The sequence below is a fragment of the Curtobacterium sp. VKM Ac-2852 genome (genome assembly GCF_013205045.1).
In the GTDB taxonomy this organism is placed as follows: Bacteria; Actinomycetota; Actinomycetes; order Actinomycetales; family Microbacteriaceae; genus Curtobacterium; species Curtobacterium flaccumfaciens.
The window spans coordinates 559,875-574,126 of the sequence record NZ_JABMLI010000004.1 but is presented as its reverse complement, the minus strand read 5'-3'; the positions used below and the strand labels follow the sequence as shown (position 1 = coordinate 574,126).

At 71.0% G+C, this 14,252-nt stretch carries 17 protein-coding genes; 8 read left to right on the top strand and 9 right to left on the bottom strand.

Annotation, left to right across the window (positions count from 1 at the left end):
* Positions 1 to 216 precede the first annotated feature (216 nt).
* On the top strand, positions 217 to 612 hold the full coding sequence (locus tag HQQ79_RS17700) for a hypothetical protein (protein WP_051596478.1): 396 nt from the start codon (positions 217 to 219) through the stop codon (positions 610 to 612).
* A gap of 120 nt (positions 613 to 732) precedes the next feature.
* Here HQQ79_RS17700 and HQQ79_RS17695 read toward each other — a convergent pair whose 3' ends face one another.
* From HQQ79_RS17695 to HQQ79_RS17685, 3 genes are all read right to left on the bottom strand, one after another.
* Positions 733 to 2,130, bottom strand: coding sequence for an FAD-binding oxidoreductase (locus HQQ79_RS17695; RefSeq protein WP_173035974.1), 1,398 nt, complete (start codon positions 2,128 to 2,130; stop codon positions 733 to 735).
* A gap of 61 nt (positions 2,131 to 2,191) precedes the next feature.
* Positions 2,192 to 2,626, bottom strand: a complete 435-nt coding sequence (locus tag HQQ79_RS17690) for a VOC family protein (RefSeq protein WP_173035972.1) — start codon at positions 2,624 to 2,626, stop codon at positions 2,192 to 2,194.
* 81 nt (positions 2,627 to 2,707) lie between these two features.
* A complete protein-coding gene (locus tag HQQ79_RS17685) occupies positions 2,708 to 3,286 on the bottom strand; it encodes a TetR/AcrR family transcriptional regulator (protein ID WP_173035970.1) in 579 nt (192 codons plus the stop codon).
* Positions 3,287 to 3,371: 85 nt separating this feature from the next.
* On the opposite strand from HQQ79_RS17685, the gene HQQ79_RS17680 reads away from it, so the two are divergent.
* A complete protein-coding gene (locus HQQ79_RS17680; RefSeq protein WP_173035968.1) occupies positions 3,372 to 4,253 on the top strand; it encodes an SDR family oxidoreductase in 882 nt (293 codons plus the stop codon).
* A gap of 96 nt (positions 4,254 to 4,349) precedes the next feature.
* Here HQQ79_RS17680 and HQQ79_RS17675 read toward each other — a convergent pair whose 3' ends face one another.
* On the bottom strand, positions 4,350 to 5,225 hold the full coding sequence (locus HQQ79_RS17675; protein WP_173035966.1) for a DUF808 domain-containing protein: 876 nt from the start codon (positions 5,223 to 5,225) through the stop codon (positions 4,350 to 4,352).
* Between the two features lie 94 nt (positions 5,226 to 5,319).
* Between HQQ79_RS17675 and HQQ79_RS17670 the strand changes: the two genes are divergently transcribed.
* Positions 5,320 to 5,589 (top strand): hypothetical protein, encoded by a 270-nt coding sequence (locus HQQ79_RS17670; RefSeq protein ID WP_071245932.1) that lies wholly within the window; start codon positions 5,320 to 5,322, stop codon positions 5,587 to 5,589.
* 19 nt (positions 5,590 to 5,608) lie between these two features.
* On the opposite strand, the gene HQQ79_RS17665 is transcribed toward HQQ79_RS17670, so the two are convergent.
* Together HQQ79_RS17665 and HQQ79_RS17660 are read right to left on the bottom strand one after the other, a co-directional pair.
* Positions 5,609 to 6,019 carry a VOC family protein gene (locus HQQ79_RS17665; RefSeq protein ID WP_173035964.1) on the bottom strand — a complete coding sequence of 137 codons (411 nt, stop codon included), beginning with the start codon at positions 6,017 to 6,019 and terminating at the stop codon, positions 5,609 to 5,611.
* Between the two features lie 48 nt (positions 6,020 to 6,067).
* Positions 6,068 to 6,646, bottom strand: coding sequence for a TetR family transcriptional regulator (locus tag HQQ79_RS17660; protein WP_138802645.1), 579 nt, complete (start codon positions 6,644 to 6,646; stop codon positions 6,068 to 6,070).
* A gap of 69 nt (positions 6,647 to 6,715) precedes the next feature.
* Between HQQ79_RS17660 and HQQ79_RS17655 the strand changes: the two genes are divergently transcribed.
* Positions 6,716 to 7,474, top strand: a complete 759-nt coding sequence (locus tag HQQ79_RS17655) for an SDR family NAD(P)-dependent oxidoreductase (RefSeq protein ID WP_173035962.1) — start codon at positions 6,716 to 6,718, stop codon at positions 7,472 to 7,474.
* A 27-nt stretch (positions 7,475 to 7,501) separates the two neighbouring features.
* Here the strand turns inward: HQQ79_RS17655 and HQQ79_RS18805 are convergent, their stop codons facing one another.
* The gene (locus tag HQQ79_RS18805; protein WP_254066341.1) at positions 7,502 to 7,978 is read right to left on the bottom strand and encodes a hypothetical protein; all 477 of its coding nucleotides are present in this window, start codon (positions 7,976 to 7,978) and stop codon (positions 7,502 to 7,504) included.
* Between HQQ79_RS18805 and HQQ79_RS19255 the strand changes: the two genes are divergently transcribed.
* Both HQQ79_RS19255 and HQQ79_RS17645 read left to right on the top strand, forming a co-directional pair.
* Positions 7,901 to 8,152 (top strand): hypothetical protein, encoded by a 252-nt coding sequence (locus HQQ79_RS19255; protein ID WP_367948124.1) that lies wholly within the window; start codon positions 7,901 to 7,903, stop codon positions 8,150 to 8,152. The two genes, HQQ79_RS18805 and HQQ79_RS19255, sit on opposite strands and share 78 nt — an antisense overlap.
* A complete protein-coding gene (locus HQQ79_RS17645) occupies positions 8,149 to 8,571 on the top strand; it encodes a hypothetical protein (protein ID WP_173035958.1) in 423 nt (140 codons plus the stop codon). Before HQQ79_RS19255 ends, HQQ79_RS17645 begins: the two co-directional genes overlap by 4 nt.
* Before the next feature lie 348 nt (positions 8,572 to 8,919).
* Here HQQ79_RS17645 and HQQ79_RS17640 read toward each other — a convergent pair whose 3' ends face one another.
* Together HQQ79_RS17640 and HQQ79_RS17635 are read right to left on the bottom strand one after the other, a co-directional pair.
* Positions 8,920 to 9,507, bottom strand: a complete 588-nt coding sequence (locus HQQ79_RS17640) for a TetR/AcrR family transcriptional regulator (RefSeq protein ID WP_051596480.1) — start codon at positions 9,505 to 9,507, stop codon at positions 8,920 to 8,922.
* 76 nt (positions 9,508 to 9,583) lie between these two features.
* A complete protein-coding gene (locus HQQ79_RS17635) occupies positions 9,584 to 11,758 on the bottom strand; it encodes an MDR family MFS transporter (protein WP_173035956.1) in 2,175 nt (724 codons plus the stop codon).
* A 96-nt stretch (positions 11,759 to 11,854) separates the two neighbouring features.
* Between HQQ79_RS17635 and HQQ79_RS17630 the strand changes: the two genes are divergently transcribed.
* Positions 11,855 to 12,319, top strand: coding sequence for a MarR family winged helix-turn-helix transcriptional regulator (locus HQQ79_RS17630; RefSeq protein ID WP_163343313.1), 465 nt, complete (start codon positions 11,855 to 11,857; stop codon positions 12,317 to 12,319).
* 91 nt (positions 12,320 to 12,410) lie between these two features.
* On the top strand, positions 12,411 to 14,219 hold the full coding sequence (locus HQQ79_RS17625) for a DEAD/DEAH box helicase (RefSeq protein WP_071245939.1): 1,809 nt from the start codon (positions 12,411 to 12,413) through the stop codon (positions 14,217 to 14,219).
* The last annotated feature ends 33 nt before the right edge of the window (positions 14,220 to 14,252 follow it).

Genomic DNA, 14,252 nt, shown 5'->3' with positions numbered 1-14,252 from the left:
CTTGGTGGGGTGGAGAACCAGCGATGTGCGGCTGGTGAGCGCTCCGGGTGTTTCCCGGTCGTTGCAGGTGATTCGGCACCCTGCGGCGAAGGGTTTGGACGGATCTGCCGTCGTTACCGCTCTGTGACCTTCGGGCTCATCCGGACAGCGGTCACGCCCGCAAGTACGTTCTCTGAGAGGCCGCTGAACGTGGTCCATCGAGAAAGGCATTCCCCCATGGCATCGACGTCCAGTCGTCCTACCTCCGTCACCGTGTCGTTCGTCATCTGGCTGGTGGTGGTCCTGGCGAACATCCTGCAGGGCATCATCGGTCTGGTCTCGGGTGGCAGCTCCTCCGCCGCACAGGACGTCGGCACCGCCCCGCTCGTCGGCGGCGCGATCTTCGCGTTCATCCTGGCCGTGATCGAGCTCATCATCGTCTTCAAGATGCGCGACGGCCGCAACTGGGCCCGCATCGTGCTGACGGTCCTCGCGGTCCTGCAGCTCATCGGTGTCGGCGTCGGCGCGGCCTCGGGGGGCAACGCCTTCGGCTGGATCGGTGGCGTCGCGGTGCTCATCGCGACGATCCTGATGTACGTCGGTGGCGCGAACGGGTACTTCCGTCGCCACTGAGCACGCGTGCGTGCGGATGCGCTCCTGCGTGACGCACACCGGTCGCTGAACGCGACCACCTGAAGGACGGGAGGCCCGGTGCCAGCTGGCACCGGGCCTCCCGTCCGTCGTCTGGCCGGGTCAGAACGCCTTGCCCGGGTTCAGGGTCCCTGCCGGGTCGAGCGCGTCCTTGACGGAGCGGTGCATCGCGAGCACGCGGTCGCCGAGCTCGACCCGCAGGCCCGGCAGCTTCAGCAGCCCGACGCCGTGCTCACCGGTCACGGTCCCGCCGAGCGCCAGGCAGTCCGCCACGATCTGGTCGAACGCGGTCTTCGCGCGGGCCTTCGCGGCGTCGTCGCCCTCGGGCGCGATGATCAGCGGGTGCAGGTTGCCGTCGCCGGCGTGCGCGATGTTGGCGATCGTGACGTCCTGTGCGTCCGCGGTCACCTGGATCCGCCGGAGCATCTCGGGCACCGCGCTCCGCGGCACGCAGATGTCCTCGGTCAGCACCGGGCCGAGCCGTTCGAGCGCCGGGTAGGCGAGTCGGCGGGCCTGGAACAGCCGGTCGATGTCGTGGGGGTCGGTGGCCCGCTCGACGTCCGTCCCACCGGCCTCGGCGAACACGTCCGCGACGTGGTCGGCGATCTCGTCGCCGGCCGCACCGCGCTCGTCGACCCGCGCGAGCAACAGGGTGTCGACGTCCGCCGGCAGCCCGAGGTGCATCCAGTCGTCGACGGCGCGCAGACAGGTGCGGTCGACGATCTCGAGTGCCGCGGGGACGATCCCCGCGCGCGAGATCGCGGCCACGGCGTCGCCCGCTGCGGTCAGCGAGGGGAAGTACCCGATCACCGCCCGTTCGTCACGGCCGGCCAGGGGGAGCAGCTTCACGGTGATCGACACGACGATGCCGAGCGTGCCCTCGGAACCGACCAGCAGCCCGGTGAGGTCGTACCCGGCGACGCCCTTCGCCGTCCGGCGGCCGAGCTCCACGACCGACCCGTCGGCCAGCACGACGGTCATGCCGAGCACGTAGTCGCGGGTGACCCCGTACTTGACGCAGCAGATGCCGCCGGCATTCGTCGCGACGTTGCCGCCGATCGTCGAGATCGCCGAGCTCGCGGGGTCCGGCGGGTACCAGAGGCCGTGCTCGGCGACCGCGGCGCGGAGTGCGTCGTTGATGACGCCGGGTTCGGTGACCGCGTAGCGCTCGTCGGTGTTCACCTCGAGCACCCGGTTCATCCGCTCGAGCGACACGACGATCGAGTCGGCCATCGCGTTGGCGCCGCCGGACAGGCCGGTGCCGGCACCGCGGGGGACGACCCGGAGACCGGCGGCGGCGGCCCAGCGGACGGCGGTGACGACGTCGTCGGTGCTGCGTGCCAGGACCACGGCGAGCGGTGCCGTGGAGTCGGCCCACTCGGCGTCGTCGTGGCGGTAGCGCTCGAGCGACTCCGGGTCGCGGAGCACCTGGTCGGACCCCAGCAGGTGTTCGAGGGCGGTGGCGTCGGCTGCGGTGGCGGATGCGGCGGTGACGGTCATGCGGGGTGGGGGTCCTTCCGTGGCGCGGCGGTGCGGTTCGGGTGCATCGACGATACGCCGGTCAGTCCAGGCAGAACTCGTTGCCCTCGACGTCCTGCATGACGATGCACGACTCGTCCACCTGGTCCGCCGTCATCCGACGGACCTGGGTGGCGCCGAGCCCGACCAGACGGGCGCTCTCGGCGTCGAGGGCCGCGAGTCGTTCCGCGCCGGTCATCCCCGTGCCGACCCGGACGTCCAGGTGCACGCGGTTCTTCACCGTCTTGCCCTCGGGGACGCGCTGGAAGAACAGTCGGGGGCCGGCACCGGTCGGGTCGACGCACGCGAAGGCCGAGCCCTGGTGTTCCGGCGGCAGCGACCGGTCGAACGCGTCCCAGTCGGCGAACCCCGGTGGGGGCGGTGGGACCACGTACCCGAGGACCTCGCACCAGAACCGGGCGACACGCTCCGGCTCGGCGCAGTCGAACGTCACCTGGACCTGTCGCACCGCTGCCATGGCGCCGAGGATACGACGATGCACGACCGGCGTCCGCTCAGCGTCCGCTCGACTTCCGCTCAGCGTCCGCTCGACGTCCGCTCAACCGAGCTGGGCGGCCGCGGCTCGGAGCTCGGCGAGCGCGGCCGTGGCGTGGTCGGCCAGTCGGTCGTCGTCGGCGCGCCCCACACCCGACCACCGCTCGAAGCCCTGCTTGAAGGCGAGGACACCCATCTCGGCGGCCAGTCGAGCGGGAGCGTCGGGGACACCGCGGCCGACCAGGGCGTCGGTCATGGCCGCGGCCATCCCGACGCTCTTGAGGGCGTCGCGCTCCTGCAGCTCGGCGCTGGCGGCGACGGCCGCTCGCAGTCGTGGTCCGAGCTCGCGGTTCAGCGGTCCCATCTCGTCCGAGGCCCGTTCCAGTCCGGCGGCGACGGCATCGAGCGGGGTGGCGTCGGCCGGTGCGTCGGTGATGCCCTCGGCCAGGAGTCGGCTCAGGGTCTCCTGCCCGGCGACGAGCAGTTCGCGCTTGTCCGGGAAGTGCCGGAAGAACGTGCTCTTCGTGACGCCGGCGCGCTCGGTGATCTGTGCGACTGTCGTCTCGTCGTAGCCCTGCTCGGAGAACAGGTCGACCGCGGCCAGGACCAGTCGTTCCCGGGCCCCGGGTTGCCATCGCACCATGCGACGATCATACGCGACGGGACAATTGTCCCGTCGCGGGTGTACGGTGACGGTACAAAAGTACCATCACTTCTGAGGAGCACCCATGCACGTCTTCGTCACCGGCGGCACCGGCACCATCGGCACCGCGGTCGTCACCGAACTCATCGCCGCCGGGCACACCGTCACGGCCCTGGCCCGGTCGGATCGGTCGGCCGCTGCCCTCGTCGCCGCGGGGGCGACCCCCGCCCGCGGTGCGCTCACCGACCTCGACGTGCTGCGCGAGGGCGCACGCGCCGCCGACGGGGTCATCAGCCTCGCGTTCTCGAACGACTTCAGTTCGGCGGAGGCGCTCGAGCGGGGGATCGCCGAGGAAGGCGCCGCCATGGCCGCACTCGGCGAGGCGCTCGTCGGCAGCGACCGCCCGTTCGTCGTCGTCTCCGGCACGCCGTGGGAGCCCGGCCGGGCCTCGGTCGAGACCGACCCGCTCCCGCTCGAGGGGCCGGTCGCGGGTCGAGCCCGATCCGTCCTCGCCGCCCTCGACCTGGCGGCACGGGGCGTCCGGGTCTCGGCGATCCGGCTGCCGCGCACCGTGCACGCGGACGGCACGGGCGGGTTCGCCGGCATCCTGACGGAGACGGCCCGACGGGCAGGGGTCGCGGGCTACCCCGGCGACGGCGAGCAGCGGTGGCCCGCCGTGCACGCCGCGGACGCCGCGGTGCTGTTCCGGCTCGCGCTCGAAGGTGCACCGGCGGGGACTGTCTGGCACGCGGTCGCCGACGAGGGCGACCGGGTGCGTGACCTGGCCGAGGTCATCGGGCGTCGCCTCGGCCTGCCCGTCGAGCGGGTGGCCGACGAGACGTTCGGCGCGTTCGCGCCGATCTTCGCGATGGACCAGCCGGCGTCGAGCGCCCACACGCGCGACGCGCTCGGCTGGGTCCCGACCCACCCGAGCCTGCTCGAGGACCTGGAGAACGTGCAGCGCTGAGCGCGGCCGCGCACCGTCAGCGGTGGGCGCAGGGCGCGCCGGACGGGAGGCGCGGTGCCGGGCCGCCACGGGCCTCCTGTCCGCCGTGCAGCCGCGTCAGTGCTGCTTGCCGCGCAGGCGGCCGATACCCAGCACGATGCCGGCGACGACCATGCCCAGCGCGAGGCCGACCACGGCCGACACGGCCGTGTCGGCGATCCAGACGACGACGGGGCCTGCGGCCTCGAGCGCGTGCTCGATCACGTGCAGCAGGTCGTACGGCCCGTGCCAGAAGGTCTCGGCGAGGTTCGCGATGACCAGGTGTCCACCGACCCACAGCATCGCGACCGTGCCGATGACGCTGATGACCCGGAAGACCATCGGCATCGCACGGACGATGCGGGCACCGATCCGGCGGGTGCGGCGGACGGAGTTCTTCATCATCTGCAGGCCGATGTCGTCGACCTTCACGAGCAGTGCCACGGCACCGTAGACGACGGCCGTCATGACCAGACCGATCACGATCAGGGCGCCGAGCGTCGGCCAGAGCCCCAGGTCGGGGTCGAGGCCCGTCAGCGCGATGAGCATGATCTCGGTGCTCAGGATGAGGTCGGTGCGGATGGCGCCGAAGACGAGCTTCGGTTCGGTGACGGCCTCGTCGGACCCGCCCTCGTGGTGGACACCGAACCACTCGGTGACCTTCTCGGCGCCCTCGAAGCACAGGTACGTGCCGCCGAGCAGCAGCAGCCACGGCAGCACCCCGGGTGCGAAGGCCGTGAGCAGCAACGCCAGCGGGATGATGATGATGAACTTGTTGAACAGGCTGCCGAGGGCGATGCGCCCGACGACCGGGAGTTCACGAGCGGGCTCGAGACCCTGCACGTACTGGGGCGTGACGGCGGCGTCGTCGATCACGACCCCGGCGGTCTTCGCGCTGGCCTTGAGGGCTGCGGAGAGGATGTCGTCCACCACGGCGAGCAATCCGACTGACAATTCGTTCTCCACTCGTCTGACCTGTGACCGTGCACAGCGTAGTGGCCGCGGAGCATCCTGAACGCCAGCCGCGGGGCGTCCGTAGGCTCGCGGCATGGCTGACTTCACCGCATCCCAGGCCGCCGTCGTCCGGATCGAGCGTTCCGAGCAGGGGCGCTGGGACCTCTCCGTCATCAGCGACGCCGGTGTCGCGATGGGACACGGGGTGTACCTGTTCGACGCGGACCACGACGACGCCGAGGACGAGCAGGCCGCGGCCCTCGACTTCGTCCGCGACTACGGGTTCCGGTTCGAGCGCGACGCCGTGCAGGCCGACGGTCCCGATGCCTTCTGGGCGCCGCTGCTGCCGTCCGACCAGCAGTAGGCGCTGCAGCGCGCGGGACTCAGCGCGCGGAGTCCTCGAACCCGATCAGCCAGGTGACCCCGTACGCGTCACGGACGGTGCCGTCCCAGTCGCCCCACGGGCGCTGCTGCAGCGGGTCGACGACCGTGCCGCCCTCGGCGAGCTGGTCGAACCACCGGCGCAGGACGTCCGGTTCCGCGGCGCCGAGCAGTGAGAAGAGCAGCCCCGTCGCCGAGAACGGGGTGTCGCCCTCGCTCGCGTCCGCGGCGAACAGCTGCAGTTCGCCGGTGAGCTGGCCGTGCGCGACGGCGTCGGCCGGACCGTCCGTGCGGGAGAAGTCCGCGTAGGTCGCGATCCGCACGTCGCCACCGAACACCCGCTGCCAGTGCTCGAGGGCCTGTCTGGCGGTGCCGGCGAACTGGAAGTACGGGGCGGGTCCGGTCGTGTGCATGCCCGGCAAGGTACTCCGGCGTGCGGCGTGGGGGAACCCCGGGGCTCGTCAGTCGAGCAGCGCGAGTGCGCGCTCCAGGACGTCCTCCGGTCGTCCGTCGCCGTGCAGTGCCCACCAGGTGAGTGCGGCGCTCGCGGCGGCGGCCAGCGTGTGGGCGCGCACGGCGACGGCGAGGTCGTCGGCGGTGACCCCGTCCCGCTCGGCCACGTACCGCAGGATCTCGTCGGTCAGGGCCGTGACCGTGGCGGCGCCGACGTGCTCGAGCGACGGGTTCGCGCGGATGACCCGGAGTCGGTGTCGGGTGACCTCGACCGCGTCGTCCGGGAACGTCGCACCGATCCGGTAGGCCGCCCGGAGTGCCACCGCCGAGGGCTCGTCGGCCGGCCGTGACCGCAGGGCTTCGCGGAACCGTGCGGCGAACTCGTCGAGACCGCCCCACACCAGCGCCGCCTTGTTCGGGAACAGCCGGAAGAGCGATCGGCGACTGACCCCGGCCGCCGCGGCGACGTCGTCCATCGACACCGCGTCGAAGCCCTGGTCGTCGAACAGCCGGAGTGCGACGAGGGACACGGCGTCGGGGTCGATGGTGCGTGGGCGCCCCGTCGGACGGTCGTTCGTCGAGCGCATGGAGACCTTTCGGCACTGGGTGCTATAACCGGGTGTGGCGCAGCGAGCGCCCCGCATCGAGGAGACCACATGACCGACACCACCGCCGGACGGTTCACCGGCAGGACCATCATCGTCACCGGAGCGGGTTCCGGCATCGGACGCGCCACGGCGACGCGCATCGCGAACGAGGGTGGGCGCGTCATCGCGACCGACGTCGTGGCCGAGCGGCTCGACGCACTCCGCACGGAGCTCGAGGGCTTCGCCGTGGAGACCATCGTCGGTGACGTCGCCGCGAGCGAGACCATCGACGCACTCATCGCCGCCGCTGGCGACCGGGTGGACGGGCTCGCCAACGTCGCCGGCATCATGGACGCGTTCCTGCCGCCGGACGAGGTCGACGACGCCATCTGGGAGCGTGTCTTCAGCGTCAACGTCACCGGCCCGATGCGCCTGACCCGCGCCGTGCTGCCGCTGATGATCGCCGCCGGCAAGGGGTCGGTCGTGAACGTCGCGTCCGAGGCCGCGTTGAAGGCCTCGGCCGCCGGGGCTGCCTACACCTCGTCGAAGCACGCCATCGCCGGGTACACCAAGAGCGTCGCGTTCTTCCACGGGCCGCAGGGCATCCGGGCGAACGCGGTGGCACCGGGTGCGGTCGCCACGAACATCGAGGCGCCGATGCGCAGCGAGTACGCGGCCCGCCGGGTCGGTCCGATCATGCAGACCACCATCCCGCCGGTCGCCCAGCCCGAGCAGCTCGCCGCCGCCATCACCTGGCTGCTGAGCGACGACTCGGCGAACGTCAACGGTGCGGTGCTGCCGAGCGACGGCGGCTGGTCAGTCGTCTGACGAACATCCTCGGATACGAGTAGAAATCTACCTGATCTGGTAGATTTCTACTCGATCTGATCGGACCTCTCCATGCAGTTGCAATCCCCCTTCGCGACGGTCACCACCTCTGTGGACGGCGATGTCCTCGCGGTGTTGGCGCTGGCCCCAGGACCGCTGACGATCGGGGGCATCTGCAGCCTGGTACCGGACCGGTCGTACGCCGGGGTCCGGAACAGTGCGGATCGACTGGTCGAGCAAGGCCTCGTCGACGGGCACCGGACCGGACGGACGAAGTCCTTCACCCTGAACCGAGAACACCTCGCCGCCGATGCGGTCACCGCCCTGGCCGACCTCCGGCGTGCCCTGCTCGAACGACTCCGTTCCCGCTGTCGGTCGATCCCCCTCCGGTACGCCGCGCTCTTCGGATCCGGAGCCCGCGGTGCGATGCGCCCGGACAGCGATCTCGATCTCTGCTTCGTCGTCACTCGCGGCCGACGCCCGGACGCCGAGGACCAGATCCACGCCTTGTGCCGCGCAGCCGGTCGTTGGACCGGCAACACCGTGCGGCCGGTCGTCTTCGACGAGGACGAGATCGAGGGCACGGATCCGCTCCTCGCGTCCGTTGCTCGGGACGGGATTCCCATCGCAGGTGACGGTCGTTGGCTGTCTCGGAAGCTCCGTACGCTGAACGGATGACCCCGCGAACCGGCGCCACCGCACCGGGCGACGATTCGTTCCGGAGGGGCCGGCTCGCCAAGGCGACGGAGTTCCTCGACGCCGCTGACGTCCTCCGCGCGTTCGGTGGCGACGGAGGGGTGTTCAGCGCCGGGTCGCAGTTCGCGAACGCGTTCGTCACACAGTGCGTCCTCAGCGGCATCGCTGCGGCTGACGCGATCTGCGTGGCTCGGACCGGCAGGTACTCGCGATCGGGAGCGCACGACGAAGCCGTGCCCGTGCTCCGTGCAGCTGCCGGGCCGGCGGTCGCGAAGCACCTCGAGGTGCTCTTGGCGGTGAAGACCAAGGCCGAGTACAACGCGAGGTCGGTCAGCGACGGTGACATCGTGCGCGCCGGCGAAGCCGCCGAGGCACTCGAGGAGGCCGCGCGGTCGGTCTGACGCGCTGGTCGATCCGGCGCGGCTCAACCGAGCGGATGACCACGACGTCGTCGTGCTGCGCGTGCTGCGCGTGCTCCGGTTCGCCCGCGACCGCTCGCGGGACGCGCTCGTGTGGCCCCGGCCGGCGCGGCGGCGTCAGGGCATCACCACCTGACGGACGGGAGGCCCGTGACGACACCGCCACGAGCCTCCAGTCCGTCTTCCGGCCACGTCGACGACGCGCGGTTCCTTCCCAGAGCACGTGCGCTGGAAAGCGGAATCGGGCGTACCGGGCAGGAAGTTCCTGCCCGGTACGCCCGATTCGACCCGGTACGCCCGATTCGACACGGCGAGCCGACGGCCGGCGGCTCAGGAGACGAGCGCCGCCATCTCGCGCACGACGGCGCGGAGCCGATCCGCGAGCTCGTCGTTGCTCCGCACGGTCTCTCGGTGCGCCACCTCGCTGAGCGCTGACATCACCAGGGTCACCGCGGTGCGGGCGGTCTGCGCGTCCGTGCGGGTGCCGACGACGCTGAGCAGGGACTGGCGCGACTCGGCCATCCACTGCATCACCATCGAGGACATCTCCGGCCGGAGCACGAGCAGCTCCTTCATGCGACGGCGGTCCTGCGAGAGCGGGACGGTGGCCGCGACCAGGGCGCACAGGTCGTCGACCAGGGCGCCGTCGGCCTCGGCGAACCAGGCCGCTGAGCGCTCCGGGACCTCGACGGAGTCGAGCCCGAGCGCCGCGTGCGCCTTCGACGAGAAGTAGTTGAAGAAGGTGCGGGGGGAGACGTCGGCGTCGGCGCAGATCTGCTCGACCGTGACGCCGTCGAGTCCGTGCGCGGACACCAGCGTGAGCGCTGCGTCGTGCAGTGCCTGCCGGGTCTGCTGCTTCTTCCGTTCACGCAGCGTGCACGGCTCCGTTGCCGCAGCCGCTGCCGGGGTGGTGATCACGTGGACTCCTGCTGGGTTGGTGTGTGTGGGAGGGGCGCCCGCCCGGAAAGGGGGCACGGACGGACGCCCCGGTCGGTCACCGACGGTGCGTCGGCGTGGAACCGGTCGGGACGGACCCGGTCATCGGGCCGGTGAACGAGCCGGCCTCGGCTGCGGCGGCGCCCGCCTCGGCCTCGAGCTGTGCTTCGGCGGACATGTCGGCCTGCTCCTGCAGGGCGGACCGCTGGCGCAGCGGCGGCACCCGGAAGAACCAGGTCAGCACGAACGCGAGCAGGATGACGCCGAGACCGACCCAGTAGATCGTCACGGACGAGGCGTTGAAGCCCGCCATGAACGGCCGGGTCAGGCGGCTGTCGGCACCGGTCAGGAACGAGGTGTCGTTCGTGCTGGTGGCGCTGTCGCTCGTGGTGTTGCCGTCGTCGATCTTCTTCGCCAGCTCCGGGGTGAGCTCGTCGACCCAGTAGGAGCGCTGGTCGGCGTCCGCCCAGTCGACGGACACGGTGCCGTCCTGCACGCTGGCGTGCGCCTGCTCGGCGACCTGCTCGAGCGCCGACTGTTCGGCGGCCGGCGTGGCCGCGGCGACCTGCTGGTCGATGACGGTCTGCGCTGCTGCTGCGGGCACGGCACCGGCGGTGACCTGCTGCTGCACGGCCGCGGTGACCTGCTCGGTGACCGCGGCGTCGGCGGCCTGCTTCGCCTTCGCCGAGGCGGCGTCGAGCTGCGACTGCACGGTCTTCGTCAGCGGGGTGACGACGGGCGTCCAGATCTTGTCCATGGCGCCCTGGTTCGCCTTCGCGCTGGCGACGGTCGGGTTGAGTGCGGCGTCGAGCGCCGGACCGAGGTCCTTCTGGTTCGCGGTCGCGGTCAGGATGTTCGCCGGCATCACCGAGAACAGGATGGACAGCAGCACGGCGGTGCCGAGCGTGCCACCGATCTGGCGGAAGAACGTGGCGGACGACGTGGCGACGCCCATGTCACGGGCCTCGACGGAGCCCTGCGACGCCAGGGTCAGCGACTGCATGACCGAGCCGAGACCGAGACCGATGAGGAACATGCCGATCATCAGGAACCAGAGCGGCTTGTCGATCGACATGAACGTCAGGACGACGTAGCCGGCGGAGACGAGCGCGGTGCCGATGACCGGGAAGATCCGGTACCGGCCGACGCGGGCGACGATCTGCCCCGAGGTGATCGAGGCGATCATCAGACCACCGACGAGCGGCAGCGTCGCGAAGCCGGACTCGGTCGGGGTCAGTCCGACGACGATCTGCAGGTAGAGCGGGATGGTGAGCATCGCGCCGAACATCGCGAAGCCGACCAGGAACCCGATGACGGTCGCCATCGAGAACGTGCCCGAGCGGAACAGCTTGAGCGGGATGATCGCCGCGTCGCCCATCTTCGACTCGATGAGCAGCAGGCCGATCAGGCCGACGACACCGACGACGTAGCAGGCGATGGCGGCGGGGGAGCCCCAGCCCCAGATGCGGCCCTGTTCGGCGACGAGCAGGAGCGGCACGAGGGTGACGATGACGGCGGTCGCGCCCCACCAGTCGACCTTCGGCTTCGCGTCGCCGGCGCCGTGCACCTTCGGCAGGTGCAGGAACACGATGACCATGAGGAGCGCCGCGACACCGATCGGCACGTTGATCAGGAGCACCCAGCGCCAGCCCGTGATCCACAGGATCTCGGAGGAACCGGCGAGCAGACCGCCGATGAGCGGGCCGATCACGGACGAAATGCCGAACACGGCGAGGAAGTACCCCTGGTACTTGGCGCGCTCACGTGGGGCGAGGATGTCGCCCATGATCGCGAGCGGCAGCGACATCAGCGCGCCGGCACCGATGCCCTGCACAGCGCGGAAGGCGGCGAGCATGAGCATCGAGGTCGACATCGACGACAGGACGGCGCCGAGGATGAAGACGACGATGCCGAAGATGTACAGCGGGCGGCGGCCGAAGATGTCGGAGAGCTTGCCGTAGATCGGCGTCGCGATCGTCGAGGTGATGAGGTACGCGGTCGTCACCCAGGCCTGCTGGTCGAGCCCGTGCAGGTCGTCGCCGATCGTGCGGATCGCCGTGCCGAACACCGTCTGGCCGAGCGAGGACAGGAACATGCCCGCCATCAGGCCGTAGATCACCAGGAGGATCTGACGGTGGGTCATCAGCGGCTGCTGGCCGGCGCCTCCGGAGGCCGCGGGGGCCTCGGCGGTGTGCCGACCGTGCTGCACCGGGACGGGTGCGGTGGCGGTCATCGAACTCCTTTTTCTGGCTGTGAAACTTTGCAGACCGCGCAACGATACATCTGTTGCTTCCGGCAAGCAACTAAATGTGCCCGCTACGCTGAGCGCGTGACCGACGACCGGCGTGCCGCCGAGCGACTCCTGCGATCCCAGCTCGACCGGCTGTGGGTCCGGCAGACCCTGCGCTCCTCGCTCATCGAGTCGCGGGGCGGCCTCGACCCGACGGCCCGCGTGATCCTGCGAGCCGTCGCCGGGCACGGGCCGGTCCGGGCGACCGCGATCGCCGACGCGACGGGGTTGTCGCGCCCGGTGATCAGCCGCCGGGTCGCCTCGCTGATCGAGGCCGAGCACCTGATCGGGTCGCCGGACCCCGCGGACGGCCGCGCCACGCTCGTCACGCTCGCCCCCGCCGGCCGACGACTGCTCGACGAGCTGGACGCCGCCGGCGCCGAGGTGTTCGACGACCTGACGGAGGAGTTCGCCTCCGACGAGCTGCGCTCGCTCGCCGAGATGCTGACGCGACTGAACGACCGGGCGGACGCGGTCCTGGGGATCGGCACCACGCGCTCCTGACGCGACCGACGGGGCGGACGGGAGGCCCGTGGCGGCGTCGCCACGGGCCTCCCGTCCCTGCGGAGCGCGCATTCGAGATACCGTTGGTGGTATGAGCACGGACACCACCCCCACCACTGAGACCCTCGACGACGGGCCCGTGGTGACGTTCGCCGATCTCGGCCTGAGCGACGCTGTGCTCAAGGCCGTCAAGGACATCGGTTACGAGACCCCTTCCGCCATCCAGGAAGCCACCATCCCCACGCTCCTCGCCGGGCGCGACGTCGTCGGCCTGGCGCAGACCGGTACCGGCAAGACCGCGGCCTTCGCGCTGCCGATCCTGTCCCGCATGGAGTCCGGCAGCAAGAAGCCGCAGGCGCTCGTGCTGTCCCCGACGCGCGAGCTCGCCCTGCAGGTGTGCGAGGCGTTCGAGCAGTTCGCGTCCCACATGAAGAACGTCCACGTCCTGCCCGTCTACGGCGGCCAGGCCTACGGCGTGCAGCTCTCCGCCCTGCGCCGCGGCGTCGACGTGATCGTCGGCACCCCCGGTCGCATCATGGACCACCTGGCGAAGGGCACGCTCGACCTGTCCGAGCTGAAGTACCTGGTGCTCGACGAGGCCGACGAGATGCTCAAGATGGGCTTCGCCGAGGACGTCGAGACGATCCTCGCCGACACCCCGGACGACAAGCAGGTCGCGCTCTTCTCGGCGACCATGCCCGCGCAGATCCGCCGCATCTCGCAGCAGTACCTGACCGACCCGGCCGAGATCACCGTCAAGACCAAGACGAAGACCGCCGCGAACATCACGCAGCGCTACCTGATGGTCTCGTACCCGCAGAAGGTCGACGCGCTCACCCGCATCCTCGAGGTCGAGGACTTCGAGGGCATGATCATCTTCGTCCGCACCAAGAGCGAGACCGAGACCCTGGCCGAGAAGCTCCGTGCCCGCGGGTACGCCGCCGCCGCGATCAGCGGTGACGTCGCCCAGGCCCAGCGCGAGCGCACGGTCAACCAGCTGAAGTCGGGCAAGCTCGACATCCTGGTCGCCACCGACGTCGCCGCCCGTGGCCTCGACGTCGACCGCATCACGCACGTCGTGAACTTCGACATCCCGGTCGACATCGAGTCCTACGTGCACCGCATCGGCCGGACCGGTCGCGCCGGCCGCTCGGGCGACTCGATCAGCTTCGTCACCCCGCGTGAGCGTCGCCTGCTGTCCGCGATCGAGCGTCACACCAAGCAGCCGCTCACGCAGATGCAGCTGCCGACCATCGACGACGTCAACGAGACGCGCCTGACCCGCTTCGACGACGCCATCACCGCGGCGCTCGAGGACCAGGGCCGGATCGCCGCCTTCCGCGACGTCATCGCGCACTACGTCGAGCACCACGACGTCCCCTCGGACGACGTCGCCGCCGCCCTGGCCGTCGTGGCGCAGGGCGACTCGCCGCTGCTCCTCACCGCAGCCGACGACGCCCTCCGCAGCCAGATGGAGCGCGACGCCCGCCGCAGCGAGCGCGACGAGCGTGGTGCCCGCGACGACCGTGGCGGCCGCAACGACCGCGGCGACCGTGGTGGCGACCGCGACCGTGGCGACCGCGGCGACCGTGGCCCGCGCCGTTCGCAGCCGATGTCGCCGTACCGCATCGAGGTCGGCCGTCGTCACCGCGTCGAGCCGCGCCAGATCGTGGGTGCCCTGGCCAACGAGGGTGGCCTGCGTCGCGACGACTTCGGTGCGATCCAGATCCGTCCGGACTTCTCGATCGTCGAACTGCCGGCCGACATGGACCCCGGTGTGCTCGACCGCCTGACCGACACCCGGATCAGCGGCAAGCTCATCGAGATCCGTGCGGACCGCCGTGGCGGTGGCCGCCGCGACGACCGCGACGACCGTCCGGAGCGCAAGCCGCGCTACTGAGACGCAAGCCCCTCCTGACGGGAGGCCCGGTGC

Excerpts from the sequence above, each read along its gene's own strand:
- HQQ79_RS17700 (WP_051596478.1), top strand. The coding sequence starts at position 217 with ATGGCATCGACGTCCAGTCGTCCTACCTCCGTCACCGTGTCGTTCGTC.
- HQQ79_RS17695 (WP_173035974.1), bottom strand. The coding sequence starts at position 2,130 with ATGACCGTCACCGCCGCATCCGCCACCGCAGCCGACGCCACCGCCCTC.
- HQQ79_RS17690 (WP_173035972.1), bottom strand. The coding sequence starts at position 2,626 with ATGGCAGCGGTGCGACAGGTCCAGGTGACGTTCGACTGCGCCGAGCCG.
- HQQ79_RS17685 (WP_173035970.1), bottom strand. The coding sequence starts at position 3,286 with ATGGTGCGATGGCAACCCGGGGCCCGGGAACGACTGGTCCTGGCCGCG.
- HQQ79_RS17680 (WP_173035968.1), top strand. The coding sequence starts at position 3,372 with ATGCACGTCTTCGTCACCGGCGGCACCGGCACCATCGGCACCGCGGTC.
- HQQ79_RS17670 (WP_071245932.1), top strand. The coding sequence starts at position 5,320 with ATGGCTGACTTCACCGCATCCCAGGCCGCCGTCGTCCGGATCGAGCGT.
- HQQ79_RS17665 (WP_173035964.1), bottom strand. The coding sequence starts at position 6,019 with ATGCACACGACCGGACCCGCCCCGTACTTCCAGTTCGCCGGCACCGCC.
- HQQ79_RS17660 (WP_138802645.1), bottom strand. The coding sequence starts at position 6,646 with ATGCGCTCGACGAACGACCGTCCGACGGGGCGCCCACGCACCATCGAC.
- HQQ79_RS17655 (WP_173035962.1), top strand. The coding sequence starts at position 6,716 with ATGACCGACACCACCGCCGGACGGTTCACCGGCAGGACCATCATCGTC.
- HQQ79_RS19255 (WP_367948124.1), top strand. The coding sequence starts at position 7,901 with ATGCGCCCGGACAGCGATCTCGATCTCTGCTTCGTCGTCACTCGCGGC.
- HQQ79_RS17645 (WP_173035958.1), top strand. The coding sequence starts at position 8,149 with ATGACCCCGCGAACCGGCGCCACCGCACCGGGCGACGATTCGTTCCGG.
- HQQ79_RS17635 (WP_173035956.1), bottom strand. The coding sequence starts at position 11,758 with ATGACCGCCACCGCACCCGTCCCGGTGCAGCACGGTCGGCACACCGCC.
- HQQ79_RS17625 (WP_071245939.1), top strand. The coding sequence starts at position 12,411 with ATGAGCACGGACACCACCCCCACCACTGAGACCCTCGACGACGGGCCC.